Source organism: Xenorhabdus sp. NBAII XenSa04 (assembly GCF_963866145.1).
Lineage (GTDB): Bacteria > Pseudomonadota > Gammaproteobacteria > Enterobacterales > Enterobacteriaceae > Xenorhabdus > Xenorhabdus indica.
The window spans coordinates 1-6,031 of the sequence record NZ_CAWMEB010000141.1; the positions used below are offsets into that span (position 1 = coordinate 1).

Here is a 6,031-nt window from a genome sequence, read left to right on the forward strand (position 1 = left end):
TTTATGCCCCATTGTGTGTTGGGTACTGATGGTTGAATTACATCGGTAACCTATGTCCAGATCACTCCAAATAAAAGGCTTTAAATTTACACGTTAATATGACATATGAAAGAGAATCAAAATAGTCATGATTTGTATTATCTGCGACTTGACCTAAGGCTATCCTACGGCAGGGCACGATTAAATTTGACGGTCGGCGGTCGGCGATGAGCGAGAATCTGAAGTTAACGCTAATTCTCTTATTATTTATCGTATTAGCGGTAGTGTAATTATTACTGCTTTGCATTTCTGATATTAGAAACAGTTTTCATATAAAAAATGACGGTAGTAATAAAAATTAACTATCAAGATGATAACTATTTTTCATTAGATTTTAATAATTTTTATTCATATAGTCTCATTGTTATTTATAAATGCATTAATAATTTTGAAATGAATATTTCATGTGCTGATTTATTTATATTGAAAACATATAATTTAAATTATCATATATCAAAATAACCTTGACACGTAATAACACAATAATATCATTAGGAAAATGTTTTTATTTTGGTGATTTTTCAAAAAACACTTAACGTTCAGTAAATATTTTTAATTAGAATCTATTGTTGCTTCTTAATTAAATTTTGACTTTTATGAAAATCATCATTTATAAATTATGATTGCTATGTTTGATTATTACAAAAAAGTCAAATATTAATTTAAGATACTAACTGAGTTTTTAAAACTAATTTATTAAAAAAATAGAAACGCTGTAACTGTACAGAACGAAGTTATTTAAAATATTTTTGACATAACTCGTTATGTCAAATTTTGGCAAGAAAAAGGAGCTAATCTTTTAACTAGGCGTCCGATTGGAAAAAAAATAAAAATAAGAATGGATTAATCAAAGAGTAATTTCTAAAAAGAATTGATATTAATGAAGTCTCATAGCCAGAGATGATTTTTTGGCAAACATATTAAATAAACCAATAAAAATTGATTGCATTGGTTGAATTATTTAAAGGCACAGAAAACCATTCACTTAGTTTATAAAGCTGTTGCACTTAATATGTGAATTCAAGTACGTTTTATATTTTTATAAAAATAAGCAAATTAATACCATTTCAAATTGTTGATTGCAAATCAATACATCTGATATTCCTCCGTTAATTGGAGAGATGTCAGACGTATACTTAAAAGCGATAAATATCAGGGATAACGCATGAATGTGTCTTGCTCTAAAAAATATTTTATATAGAAAAAATCGGATATTTTTATGCACGTTAAAACATAAATATTCGGGATTGATAAATCAATACCAGTTATTCCATGCATTTAATAATTTTTCATGTGTCACTCCTGCGACAGAATCCCATGCTTTACCTATTTCTGACAATAACTAAAAAGAGGCGATAACATGCATTTTAGTCTTGATTGTACCTTAAACCGGCTTTCTCCAGGCGAACGCGCACAGAAAATCTGGCCCTTTGTCCAGCGAGGTCTGGTGTATCCTGCACCGCATGCCTTGTTTCTGACTGTGTGGCTGAAAGACTCTGTGATCTCGCGCGTTGAACTGGCGCAACTCATGGCAGATATACGAAAGGCAATACATGATCAGGAAGAGTTATCATCCCGTAATACCAGTGCAATTCTCGGCGTAAGCTTTGCGCTTTGGAAGCGTATTTGCAAGGATGAAAAATTACCCGTCCCCAAAGGCATGAAACTCAATTTTCCCGAAGACGATAATCCAGATACATCTTCTGTATTTCACCGCTCGGCAGGTTCTTTCCAAGACTCAGCTGCCGATCTCTGGTTCCATTTAAAGAGCGATGATCCCGCAGCTTGCCATATTGTCGGGGAACTCATAAAAACTGGACTAGGAAAAAGAATCAAGGAAGCCGTCGCTCAGCCTGCAGCGTCAAAGTCCGATCTAGAAGACGGTAAGAATGGGAAAGTCCTCGGTTGCCGTTTCAGCGAAAATTTGAATAATCCGTCGGATCCAATCAGCATCAGTAAGCATATCATCACGGGAGCGGAAGATTTGGCTCACGTAGGGTCATCTTATGTCATAGCTCAGCGCTTTGTCATCAATTGGGACCAAATCAAGGCAATGTCGGAAGATCAGATTGAAGATCTCATCGGTCGTAAAACTGGCGATACGATTATCCCGAACCGAGACTCACGGTCACACATCAAATCCGCTCGACTCCAAGACGAAGACGGAAACACGACACCAGTGTTGAGACTAGGTTTGCCGTATGGCAGGGCAACCCACCCAGTACATACACATCATGTTGCTGACGGGACTACTGTATCAGATGAGCGTGGTATTTATTTCGCAGGTTTCGCAAAGTCAGCAGCTATCCTAGAAAATATCATGAACAATCAGGTGGGAGCGGTAATGGGTTACATGAACGACCGCCTGTTCAACAATATAAAATCCAACCTGGGCGGCTTTTTTTATATCCCATCAGTGAAAGATCTAGGGTTAGATAAACAGAAAAGATACACTAATGACTTTAGCTGTCTAAACAAAAACGATTGGTCCCGTTTTCCCGGTGTAGACTGGTCTCGTCTTGCCCGTCATTTCAAAGTACGTTCAAAAAACGGATTGATGTTTTATAACCACCAGAATTACCTGTATGAAATGTCAACAGGTGCTGGTCAAAGTGATCCCAAGCTCTCACCTCCGTCTCCCCGCATCCTGAGTTTGTTGGAAAATACGTTTTCTCGGTGGCAAGACAACTGGTATATCGATCGCAAACAACAGGAAATTGAAAAGTCACTCGAAGAGTTTATTATGGACTATAAGGGTGATGACAAGCCGCAGGATATCATGAGCGAATCGGTCATGATACGAAAAGGGTGGTCTACACGGTTAAGCTTGCATTTATTTACCTCGGAAACCTACGGATTTCGCGGTCGAAAAATCCTGTTACCTGACGGCGAGATGATGCCCTACGCCGGTCAGGATCTTACAGCCGATCATAAGGTTATCAATGGGTCAGATACTTTCAGAATCGACCCGGAAGAAATTATTGTGGGAGCGATGCCCAATCTCTCACTCGGCGAAGGCCGCTATGTGATGCGCTACCTGAGTAATGAGGAACGCATGGACGGTTTCCTAGATAATTTGAGTGAAGCTTCCGGTGTCGGGCATGTAATTCCAGATTATGGAAAGCTATTAAAACAAGGCATAGGCTCCTTGATCTCAGAAATCGAAGAACTGAAAACAAATATCGGCGATAAGGGGAAAGAAGAGTTTTATCAATCGACAATCCTAAGCTTGCTCGGTGTTCAGGAATATATATTGCGTTATGCCGATTTGGTCGAGAAATCTGTGAATAGGTTGTCAGATGATCAGCTTTGGGAAAAAGAAAATCTAGACGGCATCGCATTTAGGTTGCGAAAAATATCGTCAGATAAACCGGAATCGTTCATTGAAGCAGTTCAGCTGCTTTTTTGTTTCCATGCCTGTCTACATTTAACAGGAGAACCGATTTCACTGGGGCGCTTAGATCAGATTCTCCTGCCATTTTATGAACAGGACAGCATCAATTCAGATCAGGCGCAGGAAATACTCGATGCGTTTTACATCAAGCTTGATGAAAAAGTACAACAAAATCGTATTTTCATGGAAGACCATCAACCGTTCGGTAATTTAGCAATGGGTGGAAGCTCTGGACCCTATCCTCAGGGCGCATCCCTAGGGCAATGGATACAACAAATTACGGTCGGTGGTACAGTCGCTGACAATGAAGCAAACAGCAAACCTGCATATAATGAACTAACAACATTGTTTATTCGCTCGTCCGCAAGATTACCGCTTAATGCTCCCTGTCTTTCCTTAAGAACCCGCAAGGATATGCCACGAGAACTATTGGAAGAAGCTGCGACTGCACTGCTGTCAGGAGGTGCACACCCTTTATTCTTGAATGATGAATTACTGATTGATGGATTGAAAGACAGTGGAAATAACGTTGGTGGCGAAAATTTTGAAGCTGAATGCAATGGTACTTGGCGGTCAACAGTAGAGTTGAAGACTGCACGAAATTACGCCTGTGATGGCTGCTATGAACCTCAGTTTGCCGGAGAAAATTGGTTCTCGCTCGGCGGATTTTCCACTTTGCAGCCTCTGGAGTGTGCTCTTAACAAAGGGCGAACCTATTCATCGGCAGGGGAGACTTACCTGACAGGGCAAGTGGTATCGCTTACATCCAAACCAGTAAGTGAAATTATTAGCTTTGAAGAACTGCTAGATCTCTACTTCTGGCACTTTGACATACTGAATAGGAGAGCCATTCAGGGACAGTTGCATTCCTTTGGAGCTAATACAGCCTACTGTCCTGCTCCGCTTTTGTCGGTTCTTGTTAACGATTGTGTAAGTAGAGGCCTAGATTTTTACAGCGGTGGCGCTCGCTACAATATTTACGGCCCGTGTTATATCGCACTCAGTACAACAATCAATTCGCTTTACGCTATCAAGAAAATGGTCTTTGATCCCAAGGATGCGGTCACAACCTTGCCGGAATTATTTGAATGCCTCGCCTGTGACTGGGGCTATAAAATGACTGAGCCTTTTATCAGTAACCTTGTAGGCAACGCACGTATTGCCTCCAGATCAGATCGTTTCAAACGTTTGAGAAATGTCGCACTCTCTCTGCCACGTTATGGAAGAGGACACAATGATGTCGATGCGTTGGGTGATTTGATCATTAAAAAAATAGCACAGCTCTCTGTTGAAACGTTCACAAAACCACTGCCCCAAACTCGTGAGCAACTGAGAGCACTCGCGAAACGGTTTGGAACAACGGAAGCCCCCTTTGGTATTCAAATCCAGCCTGGAGTAGGTACATTCGAAAATCATGTTGCGATGGGGTCTTGGAATGGTGCCAGCGCAGATGGACGCAGATTGGGAACGACTGTCGCATCCGATATGAGTGCTGCACCCAGCCCCGCAGACCTACCAATTGATCATCAGTCTGCGTCTTTCAGTAAATCTCTCGCGGGCTTTGCGGGAAGGGGATCACAATCTATGACAAACGGTGCGCCAACAGACTTCAATATTATGGAAGACTTCCAGCATGAAGAGTTGGTAAAAGTCCTTGAACATTTTGCACACGGTGAATCCTCCAATATCCTGACAGTGACCGTTGCTAATCCAGAGACTTTTGCTAAGGCGCGGAACCATCCGGAAATGTATGATCTTCTTCGGGTGAGAATGGGAGGATGGACAAATTTCTTTACCAGTGTCTTCCCCGATACACAAGAACAACATCAAAGGCGCCCTTTATCGATACAGGAAGCAGAAGAAACCTCGCATTGATTTTTAAAGATTTGTTGCAAAAAATAGCTTGGCGATGAAAAATTAGCTAATTTATCTATTGAAGCTATCACTCAATCTGCAGCATCAAAGTCCGATCTAGATCTTCTGGAGTTTACGTTGGCATAGTTCAACACTCATGAACTGTGCCAACGTCAGTGATATGTTGGCTGAACGCGGCATTTCCGTTCACCGTTCCGCTGATTTGTTGATATGTACCCGTGTTACGTATTGTGCTCTCGGACACTTTGATAAAGACCAAAAGCTGATCCTTATCTATAATTTTTTATCTAAGTGAAAGAAATAGACTATTTTTTATAAAAAGCTTTAGCTTTAAAATAAATATCATTTTGATATGAATTTATTTAATGAGGATGTATCAATGAAAAAGCCACTAGTCGTAATAACTGGAGCAAGTTCAGGAATAGGTCAAGCGACAGCAAAATTGCTTTCTTCATATGGCTATCCACTACTTTTAATTGCTCGACGAATAGAACGAATGGAAAGCCTAAATTTGCCAAATACATTATGTCTAGCAGTTGACGTTACAGATAAAAAATCATTTGCCAAAGCAATAGAACAAGCAGAACAAAAGTTTGGTCCTGTTGATGCTCTAATTAATAATGCGGGAGTAATGCTATTAGGAAGCATGGAATTACAAGATCCTAACGAATGGGAACAAATGTTAAATGTTAATGTGAAAGGAATGATGAATGGTATTAGCGC

At 40.1% G+C, this 6,031-nt stretch carries 2 protein-coding genes and 1 pseudogene; all 3 read left to right on the plus strand.

Annotated features, from left to right (window positions below):
- The first annotated feature begins 1,399 nt into the window (after positions 1–1,399).
- A complete protein-coding gene (locus AAC147_RS06700) occupies positions 1,400–5,308 on the plus strand; it encodes a Dyp-type peroxidase (protein ID WP_047686050.1) in 3,909 nt (1,302 codons plus the stop codon).
- A 100-nt stretch (positions 5,309–5,408) separates the two neighbouring features.
- Positions 5,409–5,504: pseudogene (locus AAC147_RS06705) on the plus strand (IS6 family transposase); the annotation flags it as partial.
- A gap of 183 nt (positions 5,505–5,687) precedes the next feature.
- Positions 5,688–6,031: SDR family oxidoreductase (locus AAC147_RS06710; protein ID WP_047686052.1), on the plus strand; the 344-nt coding region annotated here is incomplete at its 3' end.

What these genes read in the sequence shown, in the direction of transcription:
- AAC147_RS06700 (WP_047686050.1), top strand. Translation starts at nt 1,400, where the DNA reads ATGCATTTTAGTCTTGATTGTACCTTAAACCGGCTTTCTCCAGGCGAA.